The sequence below is a fragment of the Pannonibacter sp. I15F10I1 genome (assembly GCF_900185665.1).
Taxonomy (GTDB): domain Bacteria; phylum Pseudomonadota; class Alphaproteobacteria; order Rhizobiales; family Stappiaceae; genus Pannonibacter; species Pannonibacter indicus.
Genome location: NZ_FYAN01000008.1, coordinates 124,999 through 138,777 on the forward strand (window position 1 = coordinate 124,999; position 13,779 = coordinate 138,777).

Annotated in this window: 9 protein-coding genes and 1 other RNA gene; all 10 read left to right on the forward strand. The window is 64.2% G+C overall.

Going from position 1 to position 13,779, the window contains the following annotated elements; genetic code table 11:
- Positions 1-177 precede the first annotated feature (177 nt).
- The 10 genes from IF10I1_RS06535 (at position 178) to mraY (ending at position 13,772) form a co-directional block, all read left to right on the forward strand.
- Complete coding sequence (locus IF10I1_RS06535) at positions 178-2,253, forward strand: bifunctional diguanylate cyclase/phosphodiesterase (protein WP_186391092.1); 2,076 nt, start codon at positions 178-180, stop codon at positions 2,251-2,253.
- 144 nt (positions 2,254-2,397) lie between these two features.
- Entirely contained in the window at positions 2,398-5,274 is a 2,877-nt protein-coding gene (locus tag IF10I1_RS06540) for a DUF2339 domain-containing protein (RefSeq protein ID WP_186391091.1), read from the forward strand.
- A gap of 58 nt (positions 5,275-5,332) precedes the next feature.
- Positions 5,333-5,733, forward strand: an RNA gene (gene rnpB / locus IF10I1_RS06545) — RNase P RNA component class A.
- 322 nt (positions 5,734-6,055) lie between these two features.
- On the forward strand, positions 6,056-6,523 hold the full coding sequence (locus IF10I1_RS06550) for a division/cell wall cluster transcriptional repressor MraZ (protein ID WP_019964113.1): 468 nt from the start codon (positions 6,056-6,058) through the stop codon (positions 6,521-6,523).
- A complete protein-coding gene (gene rsmH / locus IF10I1_RS06555; protein ID WP_050474248.1) occupies positions 6,520-7,563 on the forward strand; it encodes a 16S rRNA (cytosine(1402)-N(4))-methyltransferase RsmH in 1,044 nt (347 codons plus the stop codon). The genes IF10I1_RS06550 and rsmH overlap by 4 nt, the downstream gene beginning before the upstream one ends.
- A 3-nt stretch (positions 7,564-7,566) precedes the next feature.
- Positions 7,567-7,944: a hypothetical protein gene (locus IF10I1_RS06560; RefSeq protein ID WP_019964115.1), complete on the forward strand. Its 378-nt coding sequence runs from the start codon at positions 7,567-7,569 to the stop codon at positions 7,942-7,944.
- Positions 7,945-7,954: 10 nt separating this feature from the next.
- Positions 7,955-9,685 (forward strand): penicillin-binding protein 2, encoded by a 1,731-nt coding sequence (locus IF10I1_RS06565; RefSeq protein ID WP_094463241.1) that lies wholly within the window; start codon positions 7,955-7,957, stop codon positions 9,683-9,685.
- A 95-nt stretch (positions 9,686-9,780) separates the two neighbouring features.
- On the forward strand, positions 9,781-11,250 hold the full coding sequence (locus IF10I1_RS06570; RefSeq protein WP_186391090.1) for a UDP-N-acetylmuramoyl-L-alanyl-D-glutamate--2,6-diaminopimelate ligase: 1,470 nt from the start codon (positions 9,781-9,783) through the stop codon (positions 11,248-11,250).
- Complete coding sequence (locus IF10I1_RS06575; protein ID WP_186391089.1) at positions 11,247-12,677, forward strand: UDP-N-acetylmuramoylalanyl-D-glutamyl-2,6-diaminopimelate--D-alanyl-D-alanine ligase; 1,431 nt, start codon at positions 11,247-11,249, stop codon at positions 12,675-12,677. The genes IF10I1_RS06570 and IF10I1_RS06575 overlap by 4 nt, the downstream gene beginning before the upstream one ends.
- Positions 12,678-12,686: 9 nt before the next feature.
- Complete coding sequence (mraY, locus tag IF10I1_RS06580; protein ID WP_094463243.1) at positions 12,687-13,772, forward strand: phospho-N-acetylmuramoyl-pentapeptide-transferase; 1,086 nt, start codon at positions 12,687-12,689, stop codon at positions 13,770-13,772.
- Positions 13,773-13,779: the final 7 nt, after the last annotated feature.

The window sequence follows — 13,779 nt, forward strand, 5'->3', positions numbered from 1 at the left end:
GGCGGGCACCACTGCTTCTTCCCCACCCGAGTACAGGCACCGGCACGGGGCGCGCAAGCCCCTACCGGCGCACTGTTGGCAAAATAACGTAAGGGCAGATTTTCATTCACCTGGGCTAAACCATCATCTGCGTATGGTGCTGCCGGGACATTGGTAAACAGGGTAGTCCAGACAGCTATGAAACGCACGATCAGCCGCCAGGAACTGATGGCCGCAGCAACCATGCTTGCTGTCGTGTTTGCGCTGTCTTTGGGCATTTTCGTCAGCAATCGGCTGCTGTCCAGCTGGCTGGTGGGCGATGCGCTGGAATCCTCGCTGCGCAACTGGACCGAATCGGACCTGCGCCTTGATGCAAGGCAGGGGCGTGAAACGGAAGATCTGTCCAGCGCGCTGTTGCGGCTGCGCAGCTTCAGCCAGAGCTTCGTGCCGCATATTGCCGGGGTTGATGACGGCACCCTGCATATCTTCGAACTGACGCGCTTTGCAGATGCCGTGACGGCGGATCTGGGGTCGTCTGCCAGGCGCGCCCATGCAAGGGTGCCGCTGGTGGATGAGAATGGCAGCATCCTGCCGCAGGAGGTGCCTGCCGCCCTTGTTGAGGCTGGTGTCGGCAGCGGGGCGGTCCGCCGCGCGCTGGAACTGGCCCAGGACGGCGGTCTGCCGCGTGTCACCATATTCTACAGCTGGTGGGGCGCTGCGAAGGATGTGGCGCTGGTGACTGTTCCGGTTGCCGATGGCAGCACAGTGACCTCCGCTGATCTGCTGGCGCTCGACATTGCCCCTGTTCTGGCGGGGGCGAACCGGACGGTTCTTCTGGCAACGGTCCTTCTTGCCGTTCTCACCGTCAGTTCCGCCCTTGCGGTGGGCCTGCTGCTCTGGTTCCGCTACCGGGATGTGGTGCGCATCAGCCGCAACATGGAATTTCTCGCCCATCATGATCCGCTGACGTCGCTGCCGAACCGGGCGCTGTTCAGTGCCAAGCTGACGGAAGCCCTGCGCGTGACCCACGCCAAGGCCAGCAACATGGCGGTGATCCTGATCGATGTGGACAAGTTCAAGTCGGTCAACGACACCTATGGCCACGGTACGGGGGACATCTTCCTGCAGGTGATCGCCGACCGGCTGCGTGCTGTCTTCGGGGAACATCTGGTGGCGCGCCTGTCGGGTGACGAATTCGCCGTGATGGTGACATCCATCTCCGATGTGGCGCGGATCACCAAACTCGCCAGCGACATGATTGCGGCCACCAAGCCGCCTTGCATCATTGACGGTATCGAGCTGCAGATCTCCCTGTCCATGGGTATTGCCCGTGCCAATGACGGCAACTGGCGCTCCTCGCGCATGCTGCATTGCGCCGATCTGGCGCTGTACCGGGCCAAGCACTCCGGCCGCTCCACCTTCTTCTGGTATCAGCCGGAGATGGACGCGGAAGCGCAGCGGCGCAAGGAAGTGGAAGCCGGGCTGATCAAGGCGCTGAAATACGATCAGTTCGACCTGCTCTACCAGCCGCAGTTCTCGCTGCATGACAACACGCTGAAGGGCTATGAGGCGCTGATCCGCTGGGAGCATCCGACCAAGGGCACCATCTCTCCGGACGTGTTCATCTCGGTGGCTGAGGACACCGGCCTCATCGAGGACATTGGCGACTGGGTGCTGCGCCGGGCCTGCCGTGAGGCGGCCGAGTGGCATGACAAGACATTGCGCGTGGCCGTCAACTTCTCCCCGGCCCAGTTCAAGGCAGGGGAAACCCAGCGCAAGGTGGCCAGAGCGCTGGAGGAATCCGGCCTTGATCCGAAGCGGCTTGAGATCGAGATCACCGAAAGCCTGCTGATCGCCGACACGGAAGCGGTCGTGGAAACGCTGGAAGCCATCAGCGCCATGGGCGTGACCATCGCCATGGATGACTTCGGTACGGGCTATTCCTCGCTGAGCTACCTGAACCGTTTCCCCTTCAACAAGATCAAGATCGACCGCAGCTTCATCAAGAACCTCGGCAAGGATGCGGGCACCGATGCCGTCGTCACGTCGATCATCGGCCTTGGCCGCTCGCTCGACGTGCTGATCACGGCGGAGGGCGTCGAAAACCAGGACCAGGTGGTGCTGCTGCGCGCAGCCGGTTGCGATCTGGTGCAGGGCTATCTCTTTGGCCGTCCCGGCGCCGTCAAAGGCCCGGAAGTCATCGACGAGCGCACCCTTCCGGCAGTATCTGAGGAAGAGGCCGGTGCCCGGGAACCCGCAGAGCAGACGGCCTGAGGGCGGCTGCGTCCTCAAAAAGCTCCGGGCTGTGGCGCAAGTCACAGGTCAGCCTTGCACATGAGACTAGGTAATCTGATGAGCCTGCGTCAGGATGCAGGCTGACTTTGTGCATCTGCATGTCTGCGGAGACGAACCTTGGATATGGAATTCACGCTCCTGATCGGCTTCGCGCTGGTCTTCCTGTTCGTCAGCTTCATTCTGCCGCTCATCCTCTATGGCACGACGGGCGGCCTGCAGCGGCAGATTGATCTGCAGAAACGCGAGATTTTAGCCCTGCAGCAGATCGTCACCGGCCTGCAGCGGCGGCTGGAGCTGAATGAGGCTGCCGCAAGGGCCGCACCGGAGACGGATGCCGGATCGGCAGTGCCCGAACAGCCGGAAACCGCCCCGCAACAGCCTTCTGCTGATGATTTCTTTGTAGAAGCGGATGAGCCGGAAACCCCAGGTCCGGCAGAGGAAAGCGGACCCGCAGAAGAGCCCGAAAGCGGGGAAGCTGCACGCCCCGCAGGCCCGTTTGCGGCTGCCGCGCGCACATCGTCCGCCCGCCGCAGCGCGGCTGCGGCTCCGGATGACGCAAAGGAGGCGCAGGACGCCAGAGACGCAGCCGCCGCCCGCGAACAGCAGATCGGCGGCAAGTGGACCATCTGGACCGGTGGCATTGCCCTGGCCGCCGGTGCCGTGTTCCTCGTGCGGTTTGCGGTCGAGAACGATCTCCTCGGTCCGCTTGCCCGCATTCTGGCCGGTGCGGCGCTGGGCCTGATCCTGCTGGGGCTTGGCGAGTGGACCCGCCGCCGGCCTGGCACCTTCTCCCTGCCGGGCTTTGCCACGGCCAATATTCCTGCAGTTCTGACCGCATCAGGCACGCTGGCGCTGTTTGCGGATGTTTACGCTGCCTATGCGCTCTACGATCTGATCGGCCCGGCTGGCGCCTTCGTGCTGCTGGGAGCCGTCTCGCTCCTCACCATGTTTGCCGCCCTGCTGCACGGGCCCGCGCTCGCCGCGCTCGGGCTTGCGGGCAGCTATGCGGTGCCCATGCTTGTGTCTTCCGGCAGTGCGCAGATCCTTCCGGCGGTCCTCTATGTGCTGGCCGTTTCGGCTGCCGCGGTGGCAGTCGGGCGCATCCGGCTGTGGCTGTGGCTCGCGGGCCTTGCGGCGGCGGGTCTCTTCGGCTGGGCGCTGCTTTTCGAAATGGCGGCCGATGCCGGAGACCGGCTGCTGCTCGATCTTTATCTGGCAGGCGCCTATGTCATCACGGCGGCTGGTTTTGTCTGGCGCTTCCATGACTTTGCACCGAACAGAGCCGAAAAACCGGACTGGTACGCCACGGCCGCGCTCAGCGCGCTGGCGCTGCCCTTCCTCGCCCATGTCAGCCTGTCGGACAGTGCTTCGCTCTTCGTTCTGGAGACGCTGCTCCTTGCCGCCGTGCCGCTGGCGCTCGCCTATGGCTGCAGCGCCCTGCGCTATGCCGCCGTGGTGCCGCTGCTGGTGCAGGTGATTGCCTATGCCAGCCTTGATCTGCCGCTCAGGGACCTTGGCGCCTATGCGGGCGTGGATGGCCCTTACGGCCCGGTGATTTCGCCGGTACCGTCCGAGACGCAGGTCATGCTGTCCCGCTTCGGCATGCTGGGGCTTGTGAGCGGGGCCATTCTGCTGGCTTCTGGCATTGCAGGCAGCCTGAAATCCGCCTCCCGTGCCGTCCTCGCCTCGCTGGCGGCGTCCGGCAGCCTTGCCCTGCTCGCCGCTGCCTGGTGGCGGGTGGAAGGCCTTGCCGCATCGCCGCTGTTTGCCGTGACCGGACTTGCCCTGTCCGCGGCCTTCCTGCTCTTCGGCGACCGGCTGGCCGTGCTCTTTGCCGTGCGCGGGCCGAAGGCCGGGGATGATGTTGCGGACACGCATCCGGGCAGTGCCGGAGCGGTGGCGGCCTGGTTCACCGGAACACTCTGCGGCCTTGCCCTGTCCATCGCCATCGTTCTGGAGGGAAGCTTCCTGACCACGGCGCTGGGCCTTCTGGTGCCTGCCTTCGTGTTCGTCTATCTGCGCTATCCGGTGTATGGCTTGCGTGTTCTGGCACCCGTCGCCATCCTGCCGTATGTCTGCCGTCTGCTGTGGGACCCCTTCATCGCGGGCGGTCAGCTCAGCATCACGCCGGTGTTCAACCAGTTGCTCTACGGCTACGGCATCCCGGCGCTGGGTCTGGTTCTGGCCGCATGGGCGCTGACCCGCACCCGTGATGACCTGTGGGCCCGCATCCTGCAGGCGATGGCCATCGCGGGTGTCAGCATCACGCTGGCCATGCTGTCGCTGCATGCGATCGATCCCACCTTCATGTTCTATTCCGATGCCAGCCGGTTCAAGGCGGCGGCCATGATGGTGATCACCGGCGGCTCGGTGTCTCTGGGCCTCACCCGCATCCTGCCGGGCACGGATGGGGCAAGGGGCAACCTGGTATTCTCCGGCGGAGCCATGACGGTCAGCGTGCTCGGCATGCTGACGGGCGGGCTGGCGCTCGTGGGCGAAAACCCGCTCTGGACTGGCGCCCCTGTCGGTTACACGCCGGTGCTGAACTGGGTCACGCTCGGTTACGGCGTTCCCTTCGTGATCTATGCCCTCTTGGCCTATGCGGCGCGCCCGGTGCGTCCGGCCGGATATGTCTGGCTGGTGACGGTCTTTGCAGGCCTCATGGGCGTCTTCTTCGTCAACCTGACCATCCGCCATGCCTTCAGCCCGCTGATCCTCACCACGGAACCCGTGAGCGAACTGGAAAACTACGTCTATTCCATCGTCTGGCTGGTGCTGGGCGTGGCGGGCGTGGTGGCGGGGCTCTGGCGCGACAGCCTGCGCCTGCGGCAGGTGGCGGGCGCCATTGTTGCGCTGGTGGTGGTCAAGGTCTTCCTGTTCGACATGTCCTCGCTGCAGGGCGTGCTGAGGGCCTTGTCCTTCCTGGGGCTGGGCGCGGTTCTGATCGCCATCGGCTACCTCTACCAGCGCATGATTGCCCGCAAGCCGCCTTCTGCATGAAGAGGACCTGCAAGAAGCGTCCTTGACCGGCTGCCGTTTCCTCCGTAAGGGGAGCCGGTCAGCTGGCCGGACGGTCGCTGCCGCAAGTGCCGAAAGGCCGCGGGGGAGGAAAGTCCGGGCTCCATGGAAACACGGTGCCGGGTAACGCCCGGCGAGGGCGACCTCAGGGAAAGTGCCACAGAAAGCAAACCGCCCCGGCCTTCGGGCAAGGGGTAAGGGTGAAAGGGTGGGGTAAGAGCCCACCGCGCGGACGGTAACGGACGCGGCACGGTAAACCCCACCGGGAGCAAAACCGAATAGGGATGGCACAGGGCCTTCGGGTCCGGGTTGGTTTCCTGGCCAGCCATCCGGGTAGGTTGCGTGAGGCGTCTGGCAACAGGCGTCCCAGATGAATGACCGTCGCGTATGGAAGCTTGCTTCCGTGCCTTACAGAACCCGGCTTACAGGCCGGCTGACACCTTTTCCTCTCCTTGGATCAAGTTCACCGCCTTGCGCGGAAACCGGGGCATTTCTGCCACCGGCAGCATTTTATTAACCATGTTGATGTTTGTGGAGGAAGGGACAATTGCACAGGGCATCAAGCCGTGGAATCCGCCTGATTCCATTGACGCCCATGCTCTCCCATGCTATCCCATATCAACCCATGAAGCTGCCTCCGGTTCCGTTCGAGGCGGCTGTTTTCAGGGGCTGTCCCGTGAGTGCCGGGACGCTCGGTTTCGTTTTGCAAGTTTCAGACTTTGCCAGTGCAGCAGGCGCCAGGATGGCGCGTTGAAAGGGGATCATGGCCGGCTTTGTGTCGCATTTTACCAACCGGCTGGACGCGAAGGGGCGTGTTTCGATCCCTGCGCCGTTCCGGGCCGTGCTGGCACGCGACGGATTTGAGGGTCTTTACTGCATTGCCTCTCCCCATGCGCCCGCGGTTGATGCGGGCGGCAATGAGCTGGTGAATGAGATCGAGGGGCGCCTTGCCGCCTTTGCCAAGCTGTCGCCGGATCATGATGCGCTGGCCATTGCGCTCTTTGGTGCCAGTGAAACGCCGAAGATCGACTCCGATGGCCGCATTGTCCTGAGCGACATGATCCGCGAGCAGACCGGCGTGACGGATCAGATCACCTTCGCGGGGCTGGGCTACAAGTTTCAGCTCTGGGAGCCGGAGCGTTTTCGTGAGCATCGCGCAGAGGCCCAGAAGCGCGCGCTTGCGATGCTGTCGGGCATGAGCCCGGCTGCTGCGTCAGGAGGACCGGCATGACGGCGGGTCGCGCAGAAGGTCACGAGACTGAAGGCGCTGGCGGACTGGTCCGCCACGTGCCCGTCCTCCTTGACGGGGTTCTTTCGGCGCTGTCCGTGAAGCCGGGTGAAGTTGTCGTGGACGGCACCTTCGGGGCTGGCGGCTATTCCCGCGCGTTTCTGGCTGCGGGTGCGAAGGTCATCGGCGTTGACCGGGATCCGGATGCCATCGCGGGCGGTCAGCCGCTGGTGGAAGCCTCGAATGGCGCGCTGACGCTGGTGCCGGGGCGCTTTGCCGATATCGAGACGCATCTGGCGTCGCTCGGCGTCGAGGCCGTGGACGGCGTCGTGCTGGACCTGGGCGTTTCCTCGATGCAGCTGGATGAAGCCGATCGCGGCTTCTCCTTCATGCGCGACGGGCCGCTCGACATGCGCATGGAGCAGGCCGGGCCGTCGGCTGCCGATGTGGTGAATACGCTTCCTGCCAGGGATCTGACCCGGATCATCGGTCTTCTGGGTGAAGAAAAGCGGGCAGGGCAGGTGGCACGCGCCATCGAGCAGCGGAGCAAGGAACAGCCCTTCACCCGCACCGGTGATCTTGCCGCGCTGATCGAGAAGGTCGTGGGGCGCTCGCCGAAGAAGATGCACATCCATCCGGCGACGCGCACGTTTCAGGCGCTGCGCATCTATGTGAACGGCGAGCTGCATCAGGCGGCGTCCGTGCTGGGGGCGGCAGAAAAGGTTCTGCGTCCCGGCGGGCGGCTGGTGGTCGTCAGCTTCCACAGCCTCGAAGACCGGATCGTGAAGAAGTTCTTTGCCGACCGCACGCGCACGCGCGGTGGCGGTTCCCGGCATATGCCGGAAGAGGATGTGCCGCCGGCGACCTTCGAGCTGGTGGTCAAGGGCGGTCAGGAGCCGGACGAGAGCGAGACGCAGGCCAACCCGCGTGCCCGCTCGGCCCGCCTCAGGGCAGGGCGGCGGACAGATGCTCCGGCGCGCGATCTGGATATTCACGCCATTGGCGTTCCGCATCTGGCGGAATTCAAGGGACTTGGAGGCTGAGCGATGGTGAGCCGTTATCTCAATATCGTCTGTGTCCTTGCTGTGCTGACGGGCGCAGGTGTCGTGTACGACATGAAGATGGAGGCCGAGCACACGTCCGAATATGTCGCGTCGCTCAAGGTCAAGATCGACGAAGAGCATGAAGCCATCCGGGTGTTGCGTGCCGAATGGAGCGTTCTCAATCAGCCTGCCCGCCTGCAGGGGCTGACCGAGCGCTATGATGAATTTCTGAAGCTCCAGGAGATGGATCCGGGCAAGCAGATCGTGCAGCTGCAGGATCTGCCGATGCGGCCCGTCATGCTGCCCCCTGTTGGTGGTGAGGCCCCGCTTGATGGCTTTGCGGCCCTGCGGGAACCTGCCTCCACCTCCTCGATCCGATAGGAGCGCTGCAATGACAATGGCAAGCGAGCCCGCCTCCTTCCTGCAGTTCCAGCGCAGCCAGCCCCGCGCGGCAGCGCGCCCGGCCTATGGCTCGGTGTCCACCAGCACCGTCAGAACCCGCATCTATTTTGCAATGGCTGCCTTCGCCATGCTCTATGCCGTGATCGGCGCCCGGCTCGTGCATCTCGCCCAGATGGAAGAGGCGCCGAATGCGGCCTTCATTTCGGCGCAGGATTCCATCGCGGCCTCCCGGCCGGATCTGATCGACCGGAACGGCGAAATTCTTGCGACCGACATCAAGACAGCCTCCATCTATGCCGAGCCGCGCAAGATCATCGACGTGGATGAGGCGCTGGAGGGCATCGGCAGCGTGTTCCCGGAGCTGAACAACGAGAACATGCGCAAGCGGCTGAGCAGCCGCGCCGGGTTTATCTGGCTGAAGCGTGAGGTTACGCCGGCCCAGCACCAGGCCATTCACCGTCTCGGCATTCCGGGCATCGGCTTCCTCTGGGAGAAGCAGCGCTTTTATCCGGGCGGGCCGCTGGCCTCGCATATCATCGGATCGGTCAATATCGACAATCAGGGCATTGGCGGCCTTGAGAAGCATCTCGATGATTCATGGCTGTCCGAACTGCAGAAGCTTGGCTTTGCCACGGACCGGTCGCTGGAGCCGGTCAAGCTGGCGCTTGATTCCCGTGTGCAGTTCGTCGTGCGTGATGAGCTGCTCAAGGGTGTCGAGCGCTATCACGCCATTGCCGGCGTCGGCATCATTCTGGATGTGCACACGGGCGAAGTCGTCGCCATGTCGTCCTATCCGGACTACGATCCGAATGACCGTGCGCAAGCCCTCGACAAGGACCGCTTGAACCGTGCCACGGGCGGCGTGTTCGAGATGGGCTCCGTCTTCAAGACCTTCACCTTCGCCAGCGCCTTCGATTCGGGCCGGGTCGGCATGAACGACAGCTTCGATGCGAGCCGCCCGATCCGCGCCGGTGGGCGCACCATCAACGATTTCCACGGAAAAAGACGCATCCTCTCGGTGCCGGAAGTCTTCATCTATTCGTCCAACATCGGCACGGCCAAGATGATGCTGACGACCGGCGTCGACTATCAGCGCGAGTTCTATGCACGCCTCGGCCTGACCGAGCGCCAGTCCAACGAGCTGCCCGAAAATGCGGCCCCGCTGCTGCCGCGCCGCTGGGGTGAACTGGCGGCCATCACTGCGTCGTTCGGTCACGGTATTTCGGTGACGCCGATGCAGACGGCAACGGCTGCAGCTGCTCTTGTGAATGGTGGTTATCTCATCCCGCCGACCTTCCTGCCGCGGGATGAAATAACGGCCAAGTCTCTGGGCAAGCAGGTGATTTCCGAAGAGACCAGCCGCAAGATGCGCTATCTCTTCCGCCTCAACGTGGTGCAGCAGGGCGGCTCGGGCCGCCGGGCGGAAGTGCCGGGATATATTGTCGGCGGCAAGACGGGCACGGCTGAAAAAGTCGAGAACGGCCGCTATACGCCCAACAAGCGGCGCAACTCGTTCCTGTCGGCCTTCCCGATGGATGATCCCCAGTATGTGGTGCTGGTCGTGCTCGATGAGCCGAAGCCGGAAAAGCCGGGCATGGCTGCGACGGCAGGTCTCAACACGGCGCCGATGGTGAGCAACATCATCCGCCGCGCGGCCCCCATGCTGGGCGTCATGCCGAAACAGACTGATGGGACAAAGGCAATCGAAGTATCTTATTGAGACGTGATCGAAGCGCCGGAGCGGGACATCAGGGTCGCAGCTGAAAAAGGGTTCCGCACCGGCTTGTGACGGCGCACTACCGGATTTGGCAGACAATGCAGCTAGGAACACTTGCGGCGGGCACAGGCATCGCCGTTCCTGATGATACCCTCGTGATCGGGGGATTGACCTCGGACAGCCGGGCGGCTGGGCCGGGCTTTTTGTTTTTTGCCCTTGGCGGCGTACAGGCCCATGGCGCACGCTTTGCCGCAAAGGCGGTGGAGCAGGGCGCGGCCGCTGTTCTGACGGATGTGGAAGGCGCGGCGCTGATCGAGGCCGAGGGCGGCGTGCCGGTGCCGGTCATCGTTGCCGCGAACCCGCGTCTGGCCCTTGCGAAGATGGCAGCCCGCTTCCATGGGCGCCAGCCGGAAACGATGGTGGCCGTCACCGGCACCAGCGGCAAGACCTCCGTTGCCTATTTCGTCCGCCAGATCTTCCAGCGCTGCGGTCACAATGCGGCAAGCCTCGGCACGCTTGGCACCGTAACAGCCTCCGGCACCAGCTATGGCGGGCTGACGACGCCGGACCCGGTTTCGCTGCATGCGGAACTCGCAAAGCTGGCCGATGCCGGTGTCACTCATGCCGCAATGGAAGCGTCCAGCCATGGGCTCGATCAGTATCGGCTGGACGGGGTGGAACTGGTGGCCGCCGGTTTCACCAACCTTGGCCGTGATCACATGGACTATCACGCCACCGAAGAGGAATACCTGCAGGCCAAGCTGCGCCTGTTCCGCGAGCTTCTGCCCAGCGGTGGCACGGTGGTCGTGGACCCGGCGCAGAACAAGGCAGACCGTGTGCTGGCCGTTGCCGGAGAACGCGGCCAGCAGGTGCTGACCGTGGGCGAGCGGGGCAGGGATCTGCACCTGCGCAATGTCCAGTTCAGCGGTTTCAGCCAGGTTCTGACGATCGATACACCGCGCGGGGAATACAAGGTCTCCCTGCCGCTCGCCGGGCATTTTCAGGTGTCCAATGCGCTCGTTGCCGCCGGTCTTGCGATTGCCGCAGGCGAGGCGCCGGGGGCCGTCATGCGGGCGCTGGAAGCGCTGGAAGGCGCGCCGGGGCGTCTGGAACTGGTGGGCCGCAAGGACAATGGCGCCCTGTGCTTCGTTGACTATGCCCACAAGCCCGACGCCGTGGACAATGCGCTGGCTGCGCTGCGTCCCTTCACCACCGGCCGCCTCATCGTGGTCGTCGGGGCCGGTGGCGACCGGGATGCAGGCAAGCGCCCGCTGATGGGGGAAGCTGCCAGCCGCCGCGCCGATGTGGTCATCGTCACAGACGACAACCCGCGGACGGAAGATCCTGCACTCATCCGCAAGGCCGTCATGGCGGGCGCTCCGGGCGCGCTGGAGATCGGCGACCGGGCGGAGGCCATCGCAACGGCTGTTTCCATGCTGGAAAGCGGGGATGTGCTGTGTGTTGCGGGAAAGGGTCACGAAACGGGCCAAATCGTCGGGAAGACGGTGCTCCCGTTCTCGGATCATGATGCGGTTCGCACCGCGCTTGCACAAGGAGCCCGGTCATGAGCGCACCGCTCTGGACCCTCGATGCCTTTCTGGCCGCAACGCGCGGCGAGGCCCGCGGAGAGCCGCAGGCTGAAATCACCGGCATTTCCATCGACACCCGCACCATCTTGCCGGGCGAGGCTTTCGTCGCCATCGTCGGTGACCGGCTGGACGGGCATGATTATGTGGCCAAGGCCCTCGAAGCTGGCGCTTCGCTGGCGCTGGTTGCCCGGCACAAGCTGGTCGATCTGCCCAGGGACGGCCGCTACGTGGTGGTGGATGATCCGCTTGAGGCCCTGCGCAATCTTGGACGTGCCGCCCGCGCGCGCACCAGCGCCCGGATCGTGGCGGTCACCGGCTCGGTCGGCAAGACCGGCACCAAGGAGGCGCTGCGCCTCGCGCTTGGCCGCTCAGGCAAGGTCCATGCCTCTGCTGCGTCCTTCAACAATCACTGGGGTGTGCCGCTGACGCTGGCGCGCATGCCGGAGGATACCGAATTCGGTGTCTTCGAAATCGGTATGAACCATGCCGGCGAGATCACGCCGCTGGTGCAGATGGTGCGTCCACATGCGGCGATCATCACCACCGTGCAGGCGGTGCATCTGGAGTTTTTCGGCTCGGTCGAGAAAATCGCGCAGGCCAAGGCCGAGATCTTCCTCGGGCTGGAGCCGGGCGGCCTTGCCATTCTCAATCAGGACAATGACCAGTTCGACCTGCTGACTTTCCTTGCCAAGACGGCTGGTGTCGAGCGTATCCAGACCTTCGGCGAAGCTGAAGGCAGCGACGCGCTGCTTGAGAACTATGCGGTGCAGACCGGGTCCTCCTCCATTCAGGCGCGGGTGCTGGGGCAGGAGATCACCTACAAGATCGGCGCGCCGGGCAAGCACCTTGTCCGCAACAGCCTCGCCGTGCTGCTGGCCGTCTGCGAGCTGGGCGGGGATCTGGCGCTGGCCGGTCTGGCTCTGGCCGGGCTTTCGGCACCCAAGGGGCGCGGCGCCCAGACGCGGCTGAAGCTTCCGGGCGGCGAGGCCGTGCTGGTCGATGAAAGCTACAACGCCAATCCGGCCTCCATGCGCGCGGCTCTCAGCGTGCTTGGCGGCATGCAGGCCGCAGCGCCGGGCCGCAAGATTGCAGTCCTTGGCGACATGCTGGAACTGGGCGATGCAGCCGGGCAGTTGCATGCGGATCTGATTGGGCCCGTCGAAGACAGCGGCGCAGATCTGGTCTATTGCTCCGGCCTGCTGATGCGCGCTTTGTGGGAGCGGCTGCCGCGCGAGAAACGCGCTGTCTATGCCGAGCATTCCGAAGCGCTGACCGAGCGCCTCAAGGATGAGCTGCGCCCTGGCGACATCATCATGATCAAGGGGTCTCTCGGGAGCCGTATGGGCCCCCTTGTGGACGCGCTCAAGCAGGAATATCCCGCAGCGGATGAAATGGCTTCGGCCTGAGGAATCCAAATGTTCTATCTTCTCGGTGAACTGTCCGGCCAGGTTTCTGCGCTGAACGTCTTCAAGTACATCACGTTCCGCACGGGCGGTGCCATCATGACGGCGCTGTTCTTCGTGTTCCTGTTCGGGCCGCGCATCATTGCCGGCCTGCGCCTGCGTCAGGGCAAGGGCCAGCCGATCCGTGAAGACGGGCCGCAGAGCCACCTTCTGACCAAGAAGGGCACGCCGACCATGGGCGGGCTGATGATCCTGTCCGGCCTCATCGTCTCCACCCTGCTGTGGGCGGATCTGCGCAATCCCTATGTCTGGATCGTGCTGTGGGTCACCGTCGGCTTCGGCGCCATCGGCTTTTATGATGACTATCTGAAGGTGACGAAGGCCACCCACAAGGGCTTCAGCGGCAAGGCGCGCCTCGGCATCGAGTTCCTGATTGCCGGTCTGGCGGCGCTGGCGGTGACCATGCTGGACAAGGGCACCTTCGCCACCTCCATCTCCTTCCCCTTCGTGAAGGATCTGCTGCTTAATCTGGGCATCTTCTTCATTCCCTTCGCCGCCTTCGTCATCGTCGGCGCAGGCAATGCGGTGAACCTGACGGACGGGCTCGATGGGCTGGCCATCGTGCCGGTGATGATCGCTTCGGCCACTTTCGCCCTCATCGCCTATCTGTCGGGCAACGCGGTCTTTGCCGAGTATCTGCAGATCCACCACGTGCCCGGCACGGGCGAACTTGCCGTCATCTGCGGCGCCGTGATCGGCGCCGGGCTTGGCTTCCTCTGGTTCAACGCGCCTCCGGCCGCCATCTTCATGGGCGACACCGGTTCGCTCTCCCTTGGCGGGATGATCGGTGCGATTGCGGTCGTCACCAAGCATGAGATCGTGCTGGCCATCGTTGGCGGGCTGTTCGTGCTGGAGGCGGTGTCCGTCATCGTGCAGGTGGCCTCCTTCAAGCTGACCGGCAAGCGTGTGTTCCGCATGGCGCCGATCCATCATCATTTCGAGCAGCTGGGCTGGACCGAGTCCCAGGTGGTGATCCGCTTCTGGATCATCGCCGTGGTTCTCGCCCTTGTCGGCCTTGCCACCCTGAAGCTGAGGTGAGGCGGTC